Origin of the sequence: Micromonospora salmantinae (genome assembly GCF_022230905.1) — a bacterium.
In the GTDB taxonomy this organism is placed as follows: domain Bacteria; phylum Actinomycetota; class Actinomycetes; order Mycobacteriales; family Micromonosporaceae; genus Micromonospora; species Micromonospora salmantinae.
Genome location: NZ_JAKKFG010000006.1, coordinates 1 through 18,340, shown reverse-complemented (window position 1 = coordinate 18,340; position 18,340 = coordinate 1). Strand labels below are relative to the sequence as shown.

The 18,340-nt window shown below is 72.0% G+C and carries 22 protein-coding genes; 10 read left to right on the top strand and 12 right to left on the bottom strand.

Translation table 11 applies throughout. From position 1 onward, the window contains the following. Window positions 1–66: 66 nt before the first annotated feature. Window positions 67–1,653: an MDR family MFS transporter gene (locus PSH03_RS05775; protein ID WP_210784609.1), complete on the bottom strand. Its 1,587-nt coding sequence runs from the start codon at window positions 1,651–1,653 to the stop codon at window positions 67–69. Window positions 1,654–1,758: 105 nt separating this feature from the next. Here PSH03_RS05775 and PSH03_RS05770 point away from each other — a divergent pair, with 105 nt between their 5' ends. Further along, window positions 1,759–2,343, top strand: coding sequence for a TetR/AcrR family transcriptional regulator (locus tag PSH03_RS05770; protein WP_210784610.1), 585 nt, complete (start codon window positions 1,759–1,761; stop codon window positions 2,341–2,343). Between the two features lie 41 nt (window positions 2,344–2,384). On the opposite strand, the gene PSH03_RS05765 is transcribed toward PSH03_RS05770, so the two are convergent. Together PSH03_RS05765 and PSH03_RS05760 are read right to left on the bottom strand one after the other, a co-directional pair. Beyond that, window positions 2,385–2,894: a GNAT family N-acetyltransferase gene (locus tag PSH03_RS05765; protein WP_210784611.1), complete on the bottom strand. Its 510-nt coding sequence runs from the start codon at window positions 2,892–2,894 to the stop codon at window positions 2,385–2,387. Beyond that, window positions 2,891–3,112, bottom strand: coding sequence for a biotin/lipoyl-binding carrier protein (locus PSH03_RS05760; RefSeq protein WP_181518367.1), 222 nt, complete (start codon window positions 3,110–3,112; stop codon window positions 2,891–2,893). The genes PSH03_RS05765 and PSH03_RS05760 overlap by 4 nt, the downstream gene beginning before the upstream one ends. A 221-nt stretch (window positions 3,113–3,333) precedes the next feature. On the opposite strand from PSH03_RS05760, the gene PSH03_RS32985 reads away from it, so the two are divergent. Beyond that, window positions 3,334–3,408: a 50S ribosomal protein bL37 gene (locus PSH03_RS32985; RefSeq protein ID WP_369814844.1), complete on the top strand. Its 75-nt coding sequence runs from the start codon at window positions 3,334–3,336 to the stop codon at window positions 3,406–3,408. A gap of 133 nt (window positions 3,409–3,541) precedes the next feature. Here the strand turns inward: PSH03_RS32985 and rsrA are convergent, their stop codons facing one another. The 5 genes from rsrA to PSH03_RS05730 form a co-directional block, all read right to left on the bottom strand. After that, complete coding sequence (rsrA, locus tag PSH03_RS05750) at window positions 3,542–3,829, bottom strand: mycothiol system anti-sigma-R factor (RefSeq protein WP_030490399.1); 288 nt, start codon at window positions 3,827–3,829, stop codon at window positions 3,542–3,544. A 1-nt stretch (window position 3,830) separates the two neighbouring features. Then, the gene (locus PSH03_RS05745; RefSeq protein ID WP_210784612.1) at window positions 3,831–4,655 is read right to left on the bottom strand and encodes a sigma-70 family RNA polymerase sigma factor; all 825 of its coding nucleotides are present in this window, start codon (window positions 4,653–4,655) and stop codon (window positions 3,831–3,833) included. A gap of 235 nt (window positions 4,656–4,890) precedes the next feature. Beyond that, window positions 4,891–5,508: an alpha/beta hydrolase family protein gene (locus PSH03_RS05740; protein ID WP_210784613.1), complete on the bottom strand. Its 618-nt coding sequence runs from the start codon at window positions 5,506–5,508 to the stop codon at window positions 4,891–4,893. A 51-nt stretch (window positions 5,509–5,559) separates the two neighbouring features. Beyond that, complete coding sequence (locus PSH03_RS05735; RefSeq protein WP_091406097.1) at window positions 5,560–5,952, bottom strand: WhiB family transcriptional regulator; 393 nt, start codon at window positions 5,950–5,952, stop codon at window positions 5,560–5,562. Between the two features lie 197 nt (window positions 5,953–6,149). Next, window positions 6,150–6,860: an SOS response-associated peptidase gene (locus tag PSH03_RS05730; RefSeq protein ID WP_210784614.1), complete on the bottom strand. Its 711-nt coding sequence runs from the start codon at window positions 6,858–6,860 to the stop codon at window positions 6,150–6,152. 103 nt (window positions 6,861–6,963) lie between these two features. Between PSH03_RS05730 and aroA the strand changes: the two genes are divergently transcribed. Genes aroA through PSH03_RS05710 form a run of 4 tightly spaced genes read left to right on the top strand, consistent with a single transcriptional unit; the run spans window position 6,964 to window position 11,158 of the window. Beyond that, window positions 6,964–8,265: a 3-phosphoshikimate 1-carboxyvinyltransferase gene (gene aroA / locus PSH03_RS05725; RefSeq protein WP_210784615.1), complete on the top strand. Its 1,302-nt coding sequence runs from the start codon at window positions 6,964–6,966 to the stop codon at window positions 8,263–8,265. Between the two features lie 55 nt (window positions 8,266–8,320). After that, a complete protein-coding gene (rsgA, locus tag PSH03_RS05720; RefSeq protein WP_210784616.1) occupies window positions 8,321–9,397 on the top strand; it encodes a ribosome small subunit-dependent GTPase A in 1,077 nt (358 codons plus the stop codon). 28 nt (window positions 9,398–9,425) lie between these two features. Beyond that, window positions 9,426–10,244 carry a histidinol-phosphatase gene (hisN, locus tag PSH03_RS05715; RefSeq protein ID WP_210784617.1) on the top strand — a complete coding sequence of 273 codons (819 nt, stop codon included), beginning with the start codon at window positions 9,426–9,428 and terminating at the stop codon, window positions 10,242–10,244. 59 nt (window positions 10,245–10,303) lie between these two features. After that, complete coding sequence (locus PSH03_RS05710; protein ID WP_238688493.1) at window positions 10,304–11,158, top strand: hypothetical protein; 855 nt, start codon at window positions 10,304–10,306, stop codon at window positions 11,156–11,158. 45 nt (window positions 11,159–11,203) lie between these two features. On the opposite strand, the gene PSH03_RS05705 is transcribed toward PSH03_RS05710, so the two are convergent. Then, window positions 11,204–12,403 (bottom strand): glycosyltransferase, encoded by a 1,200-nt coding sequence (locus tag PSH03_RS05705; RefSeq protein ID WP_238688476.1) that lies wholly within the window; start codon window positions 12,401–12,403, stop codon window positions 11,204–11,206. A 224-nt stretch (window positions 12,404–12,627) separates the two neighbouring features. Here PSH03_RS05705 and PSH03_RS05700 point away from each other — a divergent pair, with 224 nt between their 5' ends. From PSH03_RS05700 to PSH03_RS05690, 3 genes are all read left to right on the top strand, one after another. Continuing rightward, the gene (locus PSH03_RS05700; RefSeq protein WP_210784620.1) at window positions 12,628–13,626 is read left to right on the top strand and encodes an SDR family oxidoreductase; all 999 of its coding nucleotides are present in this window, start codon (window positions 12,628–12,630) and stop codon (window positions 13,624–13,626) included. After that, on the top strand, window positions 13,626–14,417 hold the full coding sequence (locus tag PSH03_RS05695; protein WP_238688475.1) for an ATP-binding protein: 792 nt from the start codon (window positions 13,626–13,628) through the stop codon (window positions 14,415–14,417). The genes PSH03_RS05700 and PSH03_RS05695 overlap by 1 nt, the downstream gene beginning before the upstream one ends. 89 nt (window positions 14,418–14,506) lie before the next feature. Continuing rightward, complete coding sequence (locus PSH03_RS05690; RefSeq protein WP_091406114.1) at window positions 14,507–15,079, top strand: DUF5709 domain-containing protein; 573 nt, start codon at window positions 14,507–14,509, stop codon at window positions 15,077–15,079. Between the two features lie 7 nt (window positions 15,080–15,086). Here the strand turns inward: PSH03_RS05690 and PSH03_RS05685 are convergent, their stop codons facing one another. Next, entirely contained in the window at window positions 15,087–15,740 is a 654-nt protein-coding gene (locus PSH03_RS05685; RefSeq protein ID WP_196924633.1) for a response regulator, read from the bottom strand. 14 nt (window positions 15,741–15,754) lie between these two features. After that, window positions 15,755–16,888, bottom strand: coding sequence for a MacS family sensor histidine kinase (gene macS, locus PSH03_RS05680; protein WP_210784622.1), 1,134 nt, complete (start codon window positions 16,886–16,888; stop codon window positions 15,755–15,757). A 119-nt stretch (window positions 16,889–17,007) separates the two neighbouring features. On the opposite strand from macS, the gene PSH03_RS05675 reads away from it, so the two are divergent. Continuing rightward, on the top strand, window positions 17,008–17,463 hold the full coding sequence (locus tag PSH03_RS05675; RefSeq protein ID WP_238688474.1) for an ATP-binding protein: 456 nt from the start codon (window positions 17,008–17,010) through the stop codon (window positions 17,461–17,463). Window positions 17,464–17,616: 153 nt separating this feature from the next. On the opposite strand, the gene PSH03_RS05670 is transcribed toward PSH03_RS05675, so the two are convergent. Further along, on the bottom strand, window positions 17,617–18,340 hold a 724-nt coding region (locus PSH03_RS05670), incomplete at its 5' end, for a ribose-phosphate diphosphokinase (protein ID WP_238688473.1).

Here is an 18,340-nt window from a genome sequence, read left to right as displayed (position 1 = left end):
GTCGCCGTTCTGTCGGAAACAGTGCTTATGCACGCGCACAAAGTGCAAGATCGCGGAGGTTCGGGGTCAGGCGACCGGGGCCTTGCCGAGGGCGACCTCGGCGTCCTCCTCCGGGGTGGCCTGCGGCGGCGCCTCGTTCGCGGTGCGCAGCGGGATCTCCTTGATGAACCAGGCGAGCACCGGGATCACGATGGTGAACAGCACCGCCCAGAGGAAGACGTGCGAGATGGCGCCGGAGAGACCACCGAGCACCGCCTCGCGCGCCTGGGCGGGCAGTTCCTTGAGCTTCTCCAGGTCCATCCCGGCACCGGCCTCGCCGCCACCGAAGGCCCGACCGCCCTCGGAGCTGGCCAGCCGGCTGGCGAAGATCGCGCCGAACAGCGAGATGCCGAACGAACCGCCGATCGACCGGAAGAAGGTGGCCGCGCCACTGGCCGCGCCGAGGTCCTTCTGCTCCACGCTGTTCTGCGCGATCAGCATCGACGTCTGCATGAGGAAGCCCATGCCGACGCCGAGCACGATCATGTAGAGCGAGGACATCAGCTTGCTGGTGTCGGTGTCGAGCATGGACAGCAGCGCCATGCCCGCGGTCATCATCACGCCACCGATGATCGGGTACGCCCGGTACCTGCCGTTGCGGGTGATCGCCCGGCCGATGACCAGCGAGACGACCAGCATGCCGAACATCAGGGGCAGCAGCAGCAGGCCACTGTTGGTGGCCGACGCACCCTGCACTGTCTGCTGGTAGAGCGGCAGGAAGTTCATCGCGCCGAACATCGCGAAGCCGAGCAGGAAGCCGATCACCGAGATCAGCGCGAAGTTGCGGTTGGCGAAGAGCGCCAGCGGCAGGATCGGCTCCTGGACGTGATACTCCACCACGGCGAACGCCGCCAACGAGAGGAGGGCCAGCAGGGCCAGGCCGAGGATCGGCAGTGACACCCAGTCGTACTCGTTGCCACCCCAGGTGGTGATGAGCACGATCGCGGTGATGCCGACCGAGAGCAGCCCGGCGCCGAGCCAGTCGATCCGGTGCTCGGTGCGGTACTTCGGCAGGTGCATTGTGGTGATCAGCACGAGCAGCGCGATTCCGCCCAGCGGCAGGTTCACGTAGAACGCCCAGCGCCAGGAGAGGTGGTCGGTGATGAATCCGCCGGCCAGCGGGCCGGCGACCATGGCGATGGCCATGATGCCGGCGATCATGCCCTGGTAGCGCCCGCGCTCGCGGGGCGGGACCAGGTCACCGATGATCGCCATCACGCCGACCATGAGGCCGCCGGCGCCGAGGCCCTGCACGGCCCGGAAGGCGATGAGCTGGACCATGCCGTCCTCTGGGCCGCCGAGCATCCCGGAGCCGGCCATGCCACAGAGGGCGGAGCCGACCAGGAAGACGACGACCGAGGTCAGGAAGACCGACTTGCGGCCGTAGAGGTCACCGAGCTTGCCCCAGATCGGGGTGGAGACGGTGGTGCCCAGGACGTACGCGGTAACCACCCAGGTGAAGTGGTTGAGCCCGCCGAACTCGCCGACGATCCGCGGTAACGCGGTGCTGACGATCATATTGTCGAGCATCGCGAGCATCATCGCGATCATCAGCCCGAACAGCACGACCCGAATGTTGTTGGGTCGCGTGCCGGCCTGGGTTGCCTGAGTCATGGGTAAGCTCCCCCCGAAGATTGCCGTACTTACTTGCCGCCCGGCTAGTCACCTTACTAGCCGCACGGTAAGTTGGGTACAAGCAACGGTCAAGCCATTTGGAGGGTGTGCGTGAGCGAGAGCACAGGCGGCGGAACGCGGGAACGGATCAAGGCCGTCGCGCTCGAGCTCTTCACCGAGCAGGGGTACGAGAAGACCTCGCTCCGGGAGATCGCCGAGCGCCTCAACGTCACCAAGGCCGCGCTCTACTACCACTTCAAGAGCAAGGACGACATCGTCGCCAGCTTCGTCGAGGACCGGCTGGAGGGGATGGACGCACTGATCGCCTGGGCCGCCACCCAGCCCGCCACCCTGGCCACCCGGCGCGAGCTGATCTCCCGGTACGCCGACACGATGTTCGACGGCACTCAGCCGTCGGTGATGCGCTTCTTCGAGCAGAACCAGACCGCGCTCAAGAGCCTCTCCTCCGGGCAGAAGATGCGCGGGCGGATGTTGGAGCTGGCCGACGCGCTCTGCCGGGGCGACGACTCCCCCGCCGCCCAACTGCGCGCCGCGCTGTCAATCTTTGCGGTGCACACGAGCTGGTTCGCGGTCCGCGCGCCGCACATCAGCGACGACGAACGCCGCAAGCTCGCCCTGGAGGTGGCCGACGAACTGCTGGCCGCCATCGGCACGCAGCCCGACGCCTGACCGGGCGTGATCGTGGCGGCCCGGGCTCGTCGGTCGCCGGCTCAGCCGCGCGTCAGCTCCAGCCGAAGGCCGAGCAGGTCCACACCAGGCAGCGGTGACCAGTCCTTTTCCGGCGAACGGACGAAGCCGCGCCGCGAGTAGAGCCGGTGCGCCTGATCGGCCATCCCGGCCCGGACGCAGATCACCACCGCCGTGCAACCCAACCCGGTTGCCCGGTCGACACACGCCTCGACCAGTGCGGCGCCCACACCCCGCCCCTGAGCGCCCGGGTCGACCGCGAGCATCCGGAACTCCGCCTCGCCCGGCCCGGCCAGCTCGGCGAACGGGGTGCCCGGCAGCACGAACGTGACCGAGCCGAGCACCGCCCCGGTCACCTCGTCGACAGCGACCAGCACCTCGCCGCTGGCGGCTCGGGTCGACACGTCGGCCAGCACCTCGCCGTACCCGTGTTCGCCCTTGAGCTGGCCGTCCGCCTCGTACGCGGCCACTGTCACCCGGGCCACCGCCGGGAAATCGGCCGACTCGGCCGAACGGACCCGCAACCCGGTCAAGCGATCACGGCGATCAGGTCACCGTCCTGCACGACGTCGCCCTCGTTGACGACGAGTTGCTGGAGCACACCGTCGGACTCGGCGACGACCGGGATCTCCATCTTCATCGACTCGAGGATCACCAGGGTGTCGCCCTCGGTCACCGTGTCACCCGCCGTGGCGACGACCTTCCAGACGTTGGCCACCATCTCGGCGCGGATCTCCTCGGCCATGTCCAGGCCCTCCCTCTTCGCGACGTGCCTGCCGATGTATCCAATCATGTGTCGACCGGCGATGGGCGGGCAGCGGCGCAGCCGGGATGACAGGCCCGCCCTGGGGAAGGCGGCGGGTGTCGACCGCACTACCATCAGCGGGTCGGACCCGACGCCGGACCGCCGGTGGCCGCATCCGCGCCGAGGTCGTGCGCAGGACGGATCCGACCCATCACGAGGAGGTCAGCATGGCGAAGAAGTCCCGGAAGAAGAAGGCTCGTAAGAAGAGCGCCGCGAACCACGGCAAGCGTCCCAACTCCTGAACGGGTCGACGGGCCGACTGCCCGTCGCCGCTCAGCCGGCCGAGGCCGGGTACACCGGTGGCCCGGGTCGACATCGACCCGGGCCACCGGTCTTGCCAGCTGGTGCCGACGCTCAATCGGCCAGCTCAGACGCTCAGTCGGCCAGCTCACGGGAGTCGCTGGTCTCGAAGACCACCAGCTCGGTGAGCTTGACCCGCAGCCGCTCACGCAGCTGATCCGGCGCGGTCTCGTTGCCGCAGCAACGCGCCACCAGCGCCCGCACCTCCTGCTCCAGCCCGTACTCGCGCAGGCAGGGCCCGCACTCGTCCAGGTGGTGCCGGATCAGCGAGCGACGCTCGTCGGCGCACTCCAGATCCAGGTAGAGATACACCTCCGCGAGCACTTCGCGGCAGTCCGTCTCGTGCGGCTCCCCACAGCTCACGTCACACCTCCCGGCCGGCAGCGGCGGTCGAGCCCTTCGCCGAACGGGCCGCACTGAAGCCCCGCTCGCCGGCGTAACGCTCGAGCAGCTTGCGCAGATTACGACGGCCCCGGTGCAGACGCGACATCACGGTGCCGATCGGCGTGCCCATGATGTCCGCGACCTCCTTGTAGGAGAAGCCCTCGACATCGGTGAGGTAGACGGCCAGGCGGAACTCCTCCGGCAACTGCTGGAGCGCCTCCTTGACGTCACTGTCCGGCAGCCGGTCCAGTGCCTCGGTCTCGGCCGAACGCAACCCGCTGGAGGTGTGCGACTCGGCCTCGGCGAGCTGCCAGTCGGTGATCTCCTCGGTGGGCGCCTGGATCGGCTGGCGCTGCCGCTTGCGGTAGGAGTTGATGTAGGTGTTGGTCAGGATCCGGTAGAGCCAGGCCTTGAGGTTCGTGCCCTGCTCAAACTGGTGGAAGGCCGCGTACGCCTTCAGGTACGTCTCCTGGACCAGGTCCTCGGCATCCGCCGGGTTGCGTGTCATTCGCAGCCCAGCAGCGTAGAGCTGATCGACGAATGGCATCGCGTCCCGCTCGAATCGGGCCCTGCGCTCGTCCGTCTTCTCGGTGGTCAACCGCACATCCCCTCGCGTCGGATGCTTTCCCGCCGAGGATACGCGCACGGACCTGCCCGCAGATTCACTTCCGGCCGGTGTGCCCGTGCTCACCGCACCCACCACGCCCGGTCCCGCCGTCGCGGGCCACTCCGGACCGTCCAGCAGCCGCTTCAGCTGCCGGGCGTCCCGCTCGTCCCGTTCCAGGCTTCGTGTCTCGGTTGGCACCGGTCACCCCCCTCGCAGAAAAGTCGTCCGGGGTTAGTAACGCGAGATGACCACTGGGGCATTCCGGCCGGTCCTCCCCGTTCCTGGTCCCGGCCCCGACGGCGGCCGGCGCTGGGACCAGGAAGGGCCTGGGAGGACTGGTGTCACCGGCCCTGCTTGGGCCGGCGGCACCAACGGATGCAACGACCCGTTCCCGCGCCGGAAACGGTCGCCCCGGCGAGCCGGCCGCGACGGGTCAGCTGGCCGCCCAGCCCTGGGCGGACAGCCAGTCCCGCACGGCGGCGGCGGTACCGGCCGGATCGCGGCGCAGGTCGTGCGTCTCACCGGGACGGCTCACCACCTGCACGGCCGGTCCCGGCTCCGGCGTCCCGAACGGATCCCGGTCGCCGTTGACGACCAACGTCGGCAGGCCGGTGCCCAGTTCGGCGGCGCGCGAGCGTTCCGGCCGGCCGGGCGGGTGCAATGGAAAGGCCAAGGCGACCACGCCCACCGCGCCCACCGCGCGGGCCGTCCGACAGGCCACCCGTGCGCCACTGGACCGCCCACCGACCACCACCGTCGGCACGTCGGCGTGCCGGTCGCGCAGCTCGGCGAGCACCGCCGTCCAGGCCTCGTCGAGGTGACCTGCCGGTGCCGGCGCGCGTCGACCGGCGACCCGGTAGGGCTGCGTCACCCGGACCACCGCCAGGCCGGCCGCCACCGACGCGTCCCGGACCGCGAGCAGGTCGGGCGCGTCGACGCTGCCGCCCGCGCCGTGCCCGAGGACGAGCAGGGCGGTGGCCGGGCGGATCGGCAGGTCGGTGTCGATCCACGCCGGACCGCGCGGGGTGGCGATCTCGTTGCTGGCTGGCACCGGCCTATTCTGCGCCGCCGGACGGGCGTCGGGTGCGAACCGGGCCGCCGATCAGCTCAGCGGGACCAGGGCCAGCAGGCGATCGCGCACCGGCGGGCCCGCGTCGTCGATGGCGTCCGGATCGGGTTCGACCTCGCCGCGCCAGGCGACCAGCATCGCCCGTCGTTCCCGCGGCGTGGTGCCGCCCCACACGCCGTGGCAGTCACCGACGTCGAGGGCCCAGGCCAGGCAGGACCCCTGCACGTCACAACTGCGACACAGCGCGACGGCGGCGTCCGCCGGCTCGTTCGGTGCCGGAAAGAATGTCTCCGGATCGACGCTCTGGCAGGTTCCTCTGGTGCGCCATGCGTCGTCCTGTCGCCGTTCTCGCACGGCCCGCAGCAGTCGCGGATCTCGCCGCGCCGCCGCCACCTCGTGCGGGCGCGGCATACGTGCCCGTGTCATCCACCCACCTCCCCCGTGGGACCGGCAAGAGCTGTGGACGTCGTCCGCCCCGTGCGGACCGACAGCCACTACCGGCGCTGTGTTCTATCGCACTTCACAACACCGGGACAAGGGTCTGCCGGGAACATGACTGAACAGCCAGGAGACGAATCGCGCGGAACCCTGGCAAATCGGCGGCCGACGATGCGCGGCGCCCGTCAGAACAGGGTCAGCTCCTGCGGTGGCACCGTCGGCGCCACCGCCACCCGCGCGGTCAGCTGTGGCCCGTCGTTACGAACGTCTCCCACCGCCGCACCCACCGGGCGGATCTCCAACCCCGCCAACTGCTCCGCCGACGCCGGAGTGAGCAGCCGCCCCGGCTCGTCCGTCGGCGCGAGCCACGACGACCAACGCTCCGGCGGCAGCAGCACCGGCATCCGGTCGTGCACCTCGGCCAGGTCGCCGAGCGCCGCGGTGGTCAGCACGCTGAAGGTGAGCCGGGTCTCTGCGTCGGACTTCCAGAGCGACCAGATGCCGGCCAGCGCGAGCACCGAGCCGTCCCGGGGGGTCATGAAGTACGCCTGTCGCCCGCCGTCGGGCAGCCGGACCCACTCGTACCAGCCGTCGGCCGGGACCAGGCAACGGCGACGGGAGAAGGAACCGGCGTACGCCCGGCTGGTGGCCACGGTCTCCGCCCGCGCGTTGATCATCCGGGCGGCTCCCGAGGCCGACCGGGACCAGTGCGGCAACAGACCCCAGCGACCGACGCAGAGGCTGCGGTGCCCCTCCGGGCTGACCCGGACCAGCGGCACCGGGTCGGTCGGCGCGACGTTGTGGTCCGCCCGCACCAGGCCGTCGGAGTCGTCGGACGACTCGAACAGCGCGCTCAGCTCGCCGGAACTCCGGGTCGTCGCGTACCTGCCGCACATGGGGCACACGCTAACGCGTCGGAGGCCCCGTCGGCTGTCCCGCCAACCGGGAGTACGAGTGCCGGGCCCCGCCGCCCGCCCGCCGACACGGCAGAATGTAACCGTGGGCAACCTGACCGCGACCCGGCCGCCGCAGCCGTGGACCGCACCGACCGCATCCGACCCGGTGGCGGCGACGCTGCGCCTGCCCGGTTCCAAATCGATGACCGCCCGGGCCCTGGTGCTCAGCGCGCTGGCCGCCGGCCCGTCGACGCTGGCCCGGCCACTGCGCGCCCGCGACACCGAGTTGATGGCCGCCGGCCTGCGGGCGATGGGCGCGCACGTCTCGATCAGCGACGACGAGCGCTGGCTGGTCCGACCGCACCCGCTGGCCGGCCCCGCCCACGTCGACGTCGGGCTGGCCGGCACCGTGATGCGGTTCGTGCCACCGGTGGCGGGCCTGGCCGACGGGCAGGTCACCTTCGACGGTGACCCGTACGTGCGCACCCGCCCACTCGGCCCGTTGGTCGGCGCGCTGCGCTCGCTGGGCGTCCGGATCGACGTCACCGGCACCGGCAGCCTGCCGCTGACAGTGCTCGGCACCGGCCGGGTCACCGGCGGCGAGGTCGTGATCGACGCGTCCGCCTCAAGTCAACTCGTCTCCGGGCTGTTGCTGGCCGCCCCGCGCTTCGACAGGGGCGTCGTGGTGCGCCACGTCGGCCCCCCGGTCCCCTCCGCGCCGCACCTGCGGATGACGGTGCGGATGCTGCGGGCCGCCGGCGCGGCGGTCGACGACAGCACCCCCGACGTCTGGGCCGTCGAGCCCGGCCCACTCACCGGGCGCGGCTGGGACATCGAACCGGACCTCTCCGGCGCAGTGCCGTTCTTCGCCGCCGCGATGGTCACCGGCGGCGAGGTCACCTTGCAGGGTTGGCCGCACAGCAGCGCGCAGCCGGTCGAGAAACTCCGCTCGCTGCTACAGCGGATGGGCGGCGAGGTCACCCTCTCCACCAACGGGTTGACCGTCCGTGGCACCGGCGTGGTGCACGGTCTGAGCGCCGACCTCTCCGACGTCGGCGAGCTGACCCTCGTGCTGACCGCGCTGGCCATGCTGGCCGATTCGCCGTCGGTGTTCACCGGCGTCGGGCACATCCGTGGCCACGAGACCGACCGGCTAGCCGCGCTCGCGCGCGAGTTCGGCGGGCTCGGGGCGGACATCACCGAAACACCGGACGGGTTGGAGATCCGGCCCCGACCCCTGCGGGGCGGCATCTTCCGCACCTACCACGACCACCGGATGGCGCACGCCGCCGCGGTGGCCGGGCTGGCGGTTCCGGGCATCGAGGTGGACGACGTGGGGTGTACCTCCAAGACCATGCCCGAGTTCCCGGCACTATGGTCAGCGATGGTGACCGGCAAGAGCTGACGCGAGAAGAGGACAGGTCCTGGCGACCAAACGGCGGGAGTACGACGAGGACGACGTGCGGGTCCGGCCCGGAAAATCGTCGCGCCCGCGTACGCGCACCCGCCCCCAGCACGCCGACGCGGTCGACGGGTTCGTCATCGCCGTCGACCGGGGGCGCTACACCTGCGTGCTCTCCGGGGCCGAACGCGGCGTCGTCGGCGCCGAGCTGCCCACTGTCACCGCCATGCGGGCCCGCGAGTTGGGCCGCAAGTCGGTGGTGGTCGGTGACCGGGTCAGCCTGGTCGGCGACACGTCCGGCGCGGAGGGCGCGCTCGCCCGCATCGTCCGGATCGCCGAACGTCGCTCGGTGCTGCGTCGCACCGCCGACGACGACGAGACCACCGCCGAGGGTCGGCTGGAACGGGTCGTGGTGGCCAACGCGGACCAGTTGGTGATCGTCAGCGCGTTGGCCGACCCACCGCCGCGCACCGGGTTCATCGACCGCTGCCTGGTGGCCGCGTACGACGCGGACGTCGAGCCGCTGCTCTGCCTCACGAAGGCCGACCTGGCCGGGCCGGAGGAGGTGCTCGGCTACTACACCGAGCTGGAGCTGCCGTACGTGCTCAACCGCCCCGACTCCGACCTCGACGCGCTCCGTGCGCTGCTCAGCGGCAAGGTGTCGGTGCTGGTCGGGCACTCCGGCGTGGGCAAGTCGACGCTGGTCAACCGCCTCGTTCCGGACGCGCTGCGCGCGGTCGGCGTGGTCAGCGCGATCGGCCGGGGCCGGCACACCTCGACCAGCGCGGTGGCACTGCGGCTGCCACCGGTGCCCGGGATCGACACCGATCCGGGCTGGATCATCGACACCCCCGGCATCCGCAGCTTCGGGTTGGCGCACGTCTCGGCCGACAGCCTGTTGCACGGCTTTCCGGACCTGGTCGAGGGCACCGTCGACTGCCCACCGAACTGCCCTCACACCGCCGACGAGGCCGACTGTGGGCTGGACGCCTGGGTGGCCGCCGGTAAGGCCGACCCGCGCCGGCTGGCCTCGTACCGTCGGTTGCTCGCCTCCCGGGCCGGCGAGGGTGACTCGCGCGGCGACAGCGACCAGCGCGGCCCCGGCGAGGGTGACCGGCGCGGCCCCGACGAGTGACCCGAAGGGCGTGGGCTAGGTTGCCGGCATGACCGGGTACGCCGACGACCTCGCCCTCGCCCACCTGCTCGCCGACCGGGCCGACGCCATTGCCACGGCCCGGTTCCGCGCGCTCGACCTGCGCGTCGAGGCGAAGCCCGACCTGACCCCGGTCTCCGACGCGGACACCGCAGTGGAGCGGGAGATCCGTGCCCTGCTGGCCGAGCACCGACCGGCCGACGGGCTGCTCGGTGAGGAGTACGGCGCGCAGTCGTCCGCCGACCCGAACGGTCGCCGGTGGATCATCGATCCGATCGACGGCACCAAGAACTTCGTCCGTGGCGTGCCGATCTGGGCCACCCTGATCGCGCTCTACGACGGCGACCGGCCGGCGGTCGGCGTGGTGTCCGCGCCGGCGCTCGGACGACGCTGGTGGGCCAGCGCGGGTGCGGGCGCGTACGCCGGGCCGGGCCCCGCGGCCGGCGAGCGGATCGGCGTGTCAGCGGTGCGGGGGATCGCGGACGCCAGCTTCTGCTACTCGTCGCTGAACGGGTGGGAGGAAGCCGGGCGGCTCGACGCGGTGCTCGACCTCATGCGGGACAGCTGGCGCAACCGGGCGTACGGCGACTTCTACGGCTACATGCTGTTGGCCGAGGGGGCACTGGACGTGATGGCCGAGCCGGAGTTGTCGCTGTGGGACGTGGCGGCGCTGGTTCCGATCGTCACGGAGGCGGGTGGCACGGTCACGGATCTGGCCGGACAACCGGCCCCCACCGGCGCTCCGGGCACCGACAGCAGCGTGGTGGCCACCAACGGTGTGCTGCACGCCGACATCCTCGCCCGCCTCAATCGACCAGCCGAGCGCTGACCCCCGGCAACCTCTATCCTCGCCAGGTGGTCTCCTCCGGTTGGTGCTTTCTCGCGGCGATGATCGTCGCGTACGGCTTCGCCAACCTGCTCCAGTCGGTGGCGGCGGCCCGCACCACTGTCCACCACACCTTCGATCCGGGCCTGCTGCTGCGCCTCGCCGGGCACCGGACGTACCTGGTCGGCCTCGGCTGTCAGATCGGCGGTTTCGTGCTCGCCTTCCTGGCTCGGCGGGACCTGCCGCTGTTCCTCGTGCAGGCCAGCGTGGCCGCCGGGCTCGGGGTGACCGCCATCCTCGGGGTGCTGGTGCTGAAGTGGCGGCTGCCGGCGGCGGAGGTGGTGCTGCTGGCGCTGCTCTTCGCGGGGATCACCGCGCTGGTGCTGTCCGCCCGGCCGGCGCCGTCGAAGCAGCTCGGCACCGCCGGCTCGATCGCCCTGCTGGTGGCGCTGGGCGTGATCGCGGTGCTCGGTTTCTTCGCCGTCCGGCTGCACGGGGCGCCGGGTTCGGTGGCCCTCGGCTCACTGGCCGGGCTGGCGTTCAGCTCGGCCGCGGTCGCCGCCCGACCACTGGCGTCCGCGCCGTCCGCCGAGGCGTTCCTCGCCGACCCGCTGTTCTACCTGCTGATCGCCCACTCGATAGTGGGTCAGCTGCTGCTCGGTCTGGCCATGCAGCGCGGCTCGACGACCGCCGCTGTCGCCGCGATGGACGCCGCCGGCGCGGTGCCGGCCGCGATCGTCGGCCTGCTGCTGCTCAACGACAAGATCTGGCCGGGGCGGGAGTGGCTGGCCGCTGTCGGCTTTCTGGTCACCCTGGCCGCGGTGATCGGCCTGACCCGGTACGCCGAACCGCAGCAACACCGTTCGGTGGCACGCCGTCGGGACCCCGCGATGGTCGGTGCCGGCCGGCCGGGCTGACCGTCCGGCACCGCGCCACTGCAGAGGTGTCGCGGCACCGCCGACTCAGGCCTCGACCGGCTTGCGGCGGCTCACCACCCGTTCGTAGAGGCGCTCCAACGCACCGGCGGTCCGCTCCCAGGTGTAGCTGCTGCGCACCCGGTCCACCGCGGCGTGCCCGTACGCGAACCGGCCGGCGTTGTCGGCGAGCAGCCGGCGCATCGACACTCCGAGTGCCCGTACGTCACCGGGGGGCACCAGGCGGCCGGTGACCTCGTCGACGACGGCGTCCGCCAGGCCGCCCATCGCGTAGCCGATCACCGGCACCCCGCAGGCCATCGCCTCCAGCGAGACCCGCCCGGCCGAGGAGTAGTGCGGCGTGCAGGCGACCACGTCCGCCGACCGGTACCAGGTGGCCATCTGGTCGTGCGGCACCGCTCCGACGAGCCGTACCTGGTCGACGACGCCGAGCTGTTCGGCCAGCTCGCGCAGCCGTCGCGCCTCGGCGTGGTTGGCCAACTGGTCGGCCGACGGCCCACCGGCGATCACCAGCTCGGCGTCACCGACCACCCGCATCGCCCGGATCAGGTCCTCCTGGCCGTGCCCGGCGGACAGCGAGCCCACCGAGAGGATGCGGGGCCGCTGCTCGCGGGGTGCTGCCTCGCCGTCGGGGTGGAACAGGTCGATGTCGACGCCGGCCGGCACCAACGCGACAGAGCTGCGTTGCAGACCCATCCGGGTCAGCTCGTCGACCTCGTCGTTGGACTGGGCCACGGCGATGTCGACCGCCCGGGTCAACGCGCGCTCCAGCGTGATCCGCTGGCCCGGCCCGTCGTAGTGGCCTCCCAGGTGACGCAGCTGCTCGATGCCGAGCGAGTGGAACGTCTGCACCACCGGTATGTCGGTCTCCCGAACGGCGTGCGCGGCGGCCAGCCCACCGACCCAGTAGTGCCCGTGCACCACCTCGGGCCGCCAGGAACCCGACCACTCGTCGGCCAGCCAGCGGCCGACCTCCGTCACGTGCGGGATCAGCTCGACGGTGGGTAGTGGGGCGGGCGGGCCGGCGGGCACCTGGTGCACCTGGTAGCCGTCGACGTTCATCGTCGCCGGCAGCGTCGGGTCGTCCCGGCGCACGTAGAGCCGGACGTCATGGCCTCGCTCGGCCAGTTCGGCGGCGACCCTCGCGGTGTGCTGTCGGGTGCCGACCGGCGGGCCGTCGGCGTGGCGGTAGGAACTGGCGTGCGCGCAGACGAGGCCGACGCGCATGGGTCACCTCCCTGCGATCTTTCCTCGGCGGTGGTCCTCCCGGTCAGAGCGTCCCATTAACCCCGCGACGCTGAGCCGAAACCTGGCAGATCAGGAAGAGTCAGCGCAGGTGCCACCGACACTTGCGCCACGGCAAGCACAGGCGACACGCGACAGCACGGTTCGACGATGATCGACAAGCCGTCGTCGGTGTGACCAGGCCCGGCCGGGGGTACCGCTCAGGAATGCCGCTGACCCGCAGTCTCGACGATTCGACCGTGGTGATCACCGGCGCGTCCAGCGGGATCGGCACGGCGACCGCGTACGCACTGGCCCGCCGGGGTGCCGCCGTCGTGCTGGCCGCCCGCAGCGAGCCGGCCCTGCTACAGGTCGCGCAGCGCTGCCGGGAGTTGGGCGGCCGCGCTCTGGTCGTACCGACCGACGTCACCGAGTTGGAGTCGGTGCGGCGGCTGGCCGAGCAGGCGGCGGCCGAGTTCGGCCGGATCGACGCCTGGGTGAACAACGCCGCGGTGAGCGCCGTGGGGCTGTTCGACGAGATCCCGGTCGCCGAGTTCCGCCGGGTGCTGGAGGTCAACCTGCTCGGGGCGGTGCACGGCATCAAGGCGGCCCTGCCCTACCTGGGCGCCGCCGGTGGGGGTGTGCTGGTCAACAACGCCTCGGTGCTGGCCGAGGTGGCCATGCCGTACCAGTCGGCGTACAACGCCACCAAGCACGGCATCCGCGGGCTGGCCGACACCGTCCGACAGGAGCTGCGGGTCACCGGTCGCGGTCACATCTCCGTCTGCACAGTGCTGCCGGCCACTATCGACACCCCCTTCTTCCGGCACACCGGCAACCACAGCGGCCGGGAACTGGTGCCGCCTCCTCCGATCTACCCGCCGGAGGTGGTCGCCGAGACCATCGTCCGGCTGCTGCGCCGGCCCCGCCGCGAGGCGTACGCCGGCGGCGCGGCCCGGCTGATCGGCCTGCAGTGGCGGCTGGCACCCGCGCTGGTCGAGCGCACCCTCGGCTGGTACGCCCACCGCACCCAGTTCGGCCCGGGCGCCCGGGTGGACAGCAGCGGTAACGTGTTCCACCCCGATGCCCAGGCGCGTCAGGACGGTGGCTGGCACGGTCGGCGGCGACAGTTGGTGCGGATGACCGCCGCGTTCGGTCTGGCCGCCGCCGGCACCGCTGTCGGCACCCTGGCGGCCATCAACCGCCGCTCCCGGTCGGACCGCTGATGGCCGATGTCGAGCGCCCGAATGCGCTGACCGTCACCGGCGCGCACAATGGGGCGATCATGTCGAGCTGTCTCGTGGAAATCGACGAGTCGTCAGCGGTGGTCCGGCTGACCGGTGTGCTCGATGCCGCCGGCGCCGAGGCGGTACGCGGCGCGCTGCTCGCCCGTCTGCTGGCCCGGCCCGGCCCGGTGGTGGCCGACGTGACCGGCCTGCGGGTCGTCGACCCGGCCGGGCGCGGCGTCTTCGCCGACGTACGCCGGGAGGTCGCCGACTGGCCCGCCGCGGACCTGCTGCTGTGTGACCCGGCGGTCGACGGGCCCGCCCGCCCGGACGCCGCGCTCGCCGGGGTGCCGGCCTGGCCGACGCTCGACGGGGCGCTGGCCGCTGTGGCGGCGACACCCCTGGCGGCGGTGCTCACCGCCGAACTGGCTCCGGCGGTGGGAGCGGCCCGGCAGGCGCGCGAGCTGGTCGCCACCGGTTGCGAGCGCTGGGGCATGCCGACGCTCACCGACCCGGCGTGCATCGCGATCACCGAGATGGTCAACAACGTGGTGGCGCACGCCCGGACCCCGATGACGGTTCGGCTGGCGCCTCAGGAGGCCACCCTGCACCTGGCGGTTCGCGACCACTCCCCGCGTCAGCCGACCTTCGCCGGGATCTCCCCGCCGAACCGTGCCGGCGGCCGGGGCCTGCTGCTGATCGACACGGTGACCCGTCGTTGGGGCAGCAGCGCCGTACCGGACGGCAAGGTCGTCTGGTGTGTGCTGCATCCCGACGACGAGGCCGCCTGACGAGGGCTTTCGCCATCGGCGCCCGGTTCGGCGACGTACCGCCGGAGGCCGCCCGGTTATGGCGGCAGGGCAGCGGGTAGTGATCAGACATGCGCGACAACGAGTACCCGACCCCCCTGTCCGACACCGAGGCGCAAGGGCTGCCCGACACCGCCGATGACGACTCGACCGCCAACGACGACGTCCTCACCGGGCGCGAGGCGGACGGCCCGGACCCGGCCCAACTGCCCGGCGATCGGACGCCGGTGGCGGTGGACCGGTTCGGAACGACCGCCGAGGAGCAGCTCGACGGTGAGTCGTTGGACTACAAGCTCGACCGCGAGGTCTACGAGCGCCCGGCGGACGACCCGCTGGCCGGCACCATCGACCCGAAGATCGCCTTCGAGGCGGACAACCTGGAAGCCGCGGCGGAGGCTCAGCTGGACGCCGACGTGATGGACCCCGGGCCGACCTCGGACCCGAACTCACCGGTCTCCCTCTACGACCACGGTCAGCTCGGCACGGTGGCCGACGCCACTGTGGGCCGACTGGTGGAACCGGACGAGGGGTCGCACACCGACCAGGAGACCGACTCGGTGGCGTACGACGCCGGATCGGCCGGGGGCGGAGCGACAGCCGAGGAGTTGGCCATCCACGAGACGGAACCGCCGCGCTCGGTCTGACGTCCGCTCAGTCGTCCAGACCGCGTTCGATGGCGTACCGGGTCAGCTCGACCCGGTTGTGCAGTTGCAGCTTGCCCAGGGTGTTCTGCACGTGGTTCTGCACCGTGCGGTGCGACAGGCCGAGCCGCTGGGCGATCTGCTTGTACGACATCCCCTTCGCCACCAGCCGCAGCACCTCCGTCTCCCGTTCGGTGAGCTGGGGCGTCGCGGGTTCGGCAGCGCCGGCCGGGCCGGTCCCCCGCCCCGGTCCGGCGGCCAGCCGGCGGTACTCGCCGAGCACCAGCCCGGCCAGGCCGGGGGTGAAGACCGCGTCGCCGGCCGCGGTGCGGTGCACCGCTTCCAGGAACTCGGCGGGCGCTGTCGACTTCACCAGGTAACCGGTGGCCCCGGCCTTCACCGCGTCCAGCACGCTCTGCTGTTCGCCGCTGGCGCTGAGCATCAGCACCCGTACGGCGGGCAGTGCCGCGCGCAACCCCAGGATCACCTCGACGCCGGAGATGTCGGGTAGTTGCAGGTCGAGGACGACGACATCGGGCCGGGCGGCGGCGGCCACCCGGATGGCCTGTCGTCCCTCGCCGCTGGTCGCCACCACCAGGAAACCGGCCTCGGTCAGGTCGCGGGCCACGCCCTCCCGCCACATCGGATGGTCGTCCACCACCATCACCCGGATCGGGTTCACCGCGGTGACCTCGGCACGCTCAGCTCGATCTCGGTGCCCGCCTCGGGGCCGGACACGATCCGGACAGTGCCGCCCACGTCGGCCACCCGGCCCCGGATCGACTGGGTCACGCCGAGCCGACCCTGGGCGGCCGCCTCGTCCAGCCGACCGTCCGGGATGCCCGGCCCCTCGTCGCGGATCGACACGGTCACCGTCGCCCCCTCGTCCTCGATCAGCACCCAGGCCCGTCCGCCGGCGTGCCGCCCCACGTTGTCCAGGGCCGCGCCGGTCGCGGCGGCCAACTCTCCGGCCACCCGGCGGGGCAGCGGCACCGGGGTGGCCGGGGCGGAGAGCGCCACCGCCCCCGAGGCGTACCGGCCGAGCAGGGTCCGCAGGTCCACCGCCTCGCCGCCGTCCGGGAGGCTCGCGGCGGCCGGGCCGGCGCCGGCGATCAGCGCCCGCAGGGCAACCTCCTGCTCGCCGGCCAGCCGGGCCAGCTCGCCGGCCTCACCGGGCAGGTCGGCGCCGCGCCGCTGCACCAGCGCCAGCACCTGGAGCACCGAGTCGTGAATGTCCCGGGCCAGCCGCTCCCGCTCCCTGGTGGCGGCCTCCAGCTCCACCGCGCGCTGCAACCGCTCCTCGGCGCTCACCGCGAGCCGGGCAACGTGCCCGACCACCACTCCGGCGAGCAGCATCAGGATCACCCCGGTGAACGAGGACTGGCCGATCCGCTCCCGGGTGGCCAGGTCCGCGCCGGCGACCAGCAGCGCGGCGACAGTGCCCCGCCGCCGGCCACCGGAGACGGCCCAGGCCAGCACCGGGCCGGCCATCCAGGCCACCCCCAGGGTGGGTACGCCTTGGGTGAGCGCCGTCCGGCCGACAGCCCATGGGGTGGCCAGCACGATGGCCACTACCACCCCGAGGTCGGCCAGCAGCAGCGGCCAGCGCCGCCAGGCCGGTCGGGCGTACCCGATCGCTGTCGCGCCGGTCCAGGCGATCATCAGAAGGATCAGGGCGCCGACGGCGTACGGGTGGGCGTACCGGTCGGCGTCGCGCACCGCGAGCGCGCAGACGTACGCCAGGGAGGCCAGCCTGAACACGGTGAGCGCACGCCACAGCGGCACCTCGAACCCACCCGGCGGCGACGGCATGGCGGTCAGGATGCCACAACCGGGCCGGTACACGGCGAGCAGCGAGTGCGGTTCGGGAAACCCTGACGTACGGTGGAAAAGCCGCGAAATACTCCGAGATGCGCCGCCGGGACGGGCCCATGACGAACGCAGATCCGCACGCACCGCGTACGGTTGTGCCCATCGAACCTGCCCTCCTGATCGCCGAAGCCTTTGACCAGGCCCAGGTGACCGAGATTCGACACTCGGTCACCTCCTGCGCGCACGCCTCGGGCCTCAGCGGCCAACGGCTGGACGACTTCGTGCTCGCGATCAATGAATTGATCACCAACGCGGTGCGACACGGCGGCGGGCGCGGCTGGCTGCGGCTCTGGCACGAGTCCGGTGTGCTGGTCTGCGAGGTCGCCGATCACGGGCACGGGATCAGCCCGCAACGGCTGGGCGACCGCACTCGGCCCACCCCGGACACCGCTGGCGGCTGGGGCCTCTGGCTGGCCCGCGAGTTGACCGACGCGATGGAGGTCGTCACCGGCACCGCCGGCACCGCCGTCCGCATCACGACGGGCCTAACCACCCAAAACCACACCCCGCGCTAACCCCCACCCAGCTCGCCCTCGCCCGTCGCCCGTCGCTCCGGCGATCTTGCGATTCCTGTTGTCAAGATGAGTGGAATATCCCTTTCGTCGCGACAGAAACCGCAAGATCGCGCGGGCGCGGGGTGACGGGGCGGGAGGGGGCGGGAGGGCGGGTCAGGCGAAGAGGGCGGAGACGGATTCTCCGTTGTGGATTCGGCGGGTCGCCTCGGCCAGGGCGGGGGCCACCGACAGGACCTGCAACTTGGGGACGCGCTTTTCAGCCGGGATGGGCACCGTGTTGGTGCAGACGATCTCCAGGACGCCGTCCTGGTCGCTGAGCCGCTGCAACGCGTCGCCGGAGAAGAGCCCGTGCGTGCAGGCGAGCCGAATCGACCGGACCTTCAGGCCGCGCAGATGCTCCATCAGCTCGACCACGGTGCTGCCCTTGGCGATCTCGTCGTCCAGCACGATGACATCCCGGTCGGTCACGTCGCCGATCACCGCGCTGATCTTGACCAGGTCGTCGCTGAACCGCTGCTTCGCCCCGGCCGCGACCGGCGTGCCGAGCAGCCGGGCGAAGGCAGCGGCCTCCTTGGCGTTGCCCAGGTCGGGCGAGACCACCACTGTGTTGCTGAGGTCGTAGCGCCGAAAGTGGGTGGCCAGCTCCCGCAGCGCGTGCAGGTGATCCACCGGGACGCTGAAGAAGCCGTGCACCTGCGGCGAGTGCAGGGTCATCGCGAGCACCCGGTCCGCCCCGGCCGAGGTGAGCAGGTCGGCGACGAGCCGCGCGCCGATCGAGATCCGTGGCGCGTCCTTCTTGTCCGACCGGGCGTACGCGTAGTGCGTCAGCACCCCGTTGACCCGACCGGCAGACGCGCCCCGGGCGGCGTCGACCCTC

Bases quoted from the DNA above. Each gene is read 5' to 3' on its own strand.
- PSH03_RS05775 (WP_210784609.1), bottom strand. From the start codon at position 1,653: ATGACTCAGGCAACCCAGGCCGGCACGCGACCCAACAACATTCGGGTC.
- PSH03_RS05735 (WP_091406097.1), bottom strand. From the start codon at position 5,952: ATGACACGGGCACGTATGCCGCGCCCGCACGAGGTGGCGGCGGCGCGG.
- PSH03_RS05730 (WP_210784614.1), bottom strand. From the start codon at position 6,860: ATGTGCGGCAGGTACGCGACGACCCGGAGTTCCGGCGAGCTGAGCGCG.
- hisN (WP_210784617.1), top strand. From the start codon at position 9,426: ATGACCGGGTACGCCGACGACCTCGCCCTCGCCCACCTGCTCGCCGAC.
- PSH03_RS05710 (WP_238688493.1), top strand. From the start codon at position 10,304: ATGATCGTCGCGTACGGCTTCGCCAACCTGCTCCAGTCGGTGGCGGCG.
- PSH03_RS05705 (WP_238688476.1), bottom strand. From the start codon at position 12,403: ATGCGCGTCGGCCTCGTCTGCGCGCACGCCAGTTCCTACCGCCACGCC.
- PSH03_RS05700 (WP_210784620.1), top strand. From the start codon at position 12,628: ATGCCGCTGACCCGCAGTCTCGACGATTCGACCGTGGTGATCACCGGC.
- PSH03_RS05695 (WP_238688475.1), top strand. From the start codon at position 13,626: ATGGCCGATGTCGAGCGCCCGAATGCGCTGACCGTCACCGGCGCGCAC.
- PSH03_RS05690 (WP_091406114.1), top strand. From the start codon at position 14,507: ATGCGCGACAACGAGTACCCGACCCCCCTGTCCGACACCGAGGCGCAA.
- PSH03_RS05685 (WP_196924633.1), bottom strand. From the start codon at position 15,740: ATGGTGGTGGACGACCATCCGATGTGGCGGGAGGGCGTGGCCCGCGAC.
- macS (WP_210784622.1), bottom strand. From the start codon at position 16,888: ATGCCGTCGCCGCCGGGTGGGTTCGAGGTGCCGCTGTGGCGTGCGCTC.
- PSH03_RS05675 (WP_238688474.1), top strand. From the start codon at position 17,008: ATGACGAACGCAGATCCGCACGCACCGCGTACGGTTGTGCCCATCGAA.